The organism is Pseudomonas sp. P7548 (genome assembly GCF_013386585.1).
In the GTDB taxonomy this organism is placed as follows: Bacteria; Pseudomonadota; Gammaproteobacteria; order Pseudomonadales; family Pseudomonadaceae; genus Aquipseudomonas.
In genome coordinates this window covers 1-607 of the sequence record NZ_JACARO010000141.1, presented here as the reverse complement: position 1 = coordinate 607, position 607 = coordinate 1, and the positions used below count along the sequence as shown (strand labels likewise).

Annotated in this window: 1 protein-coding gene; it reads left to right on the top strand. The window is 61.8% G+C overall.

The features are described from left to right. A partial coding sequence (locus tag HX803_RS31485) for an ABC transporter ATP-binding protein (RefSeq protein WP_178925980.1) occupies window positions 1-607 on the top strand: 607 nt, incomplete at both ends.

Genomic DNA, 607 nt, shown 5'->3' with positions numbered 1-607 from the left:
CTGCTCGGCCCGTCGGGCTGTGGTAAATCCACGCTGCTCAAATCCATCGCCGGCTTTATCAAGCCCTGCGAAGGTGAGATCCGCCTGCAGGGGCAAAAAGTCGAACAGCCAGGCCCCGACCGCATCGTTGTGTTCCAGGAATTCGACCAGTTGCCGCCGTGGAAGACCGTCAAGCAGAACGTGATGTTTCCATTGCTGGCGTCCAAGACCCTCAAGCGCCGCGAAGCCGAAGAACGCGCCTTGCACTACCTCGACAAGGTCGGTCTCAGCGCCTTCGCCGACGCCTACCCCCATACCCTGTCCGGCGGCATGAAAGCCCGCGTCGCCATCGCCCGCGCCTTGGCCATGCAACCGAAAATCCTGTTGATGGACGAGCCCTTCGCCGCCCTCGATGCCTTGACTCGACGCAAGATGCAGGAAGAGTTACTGCTGCTCTGGGAGGAGGTGCGCTTCACCCTGTTGTTCGTCACCCACTCCATCGAAGAGGCGTTGGTGGTGGGCAATCGCATCCTGTTGCTGTCGCCCCACCCTGGCCGGGTGCGTGCGGAAATCCATAGCCATCAGTACGACCTGCACAGCCTTGGCGGCGTTGAGTTCCAGGCCTCGG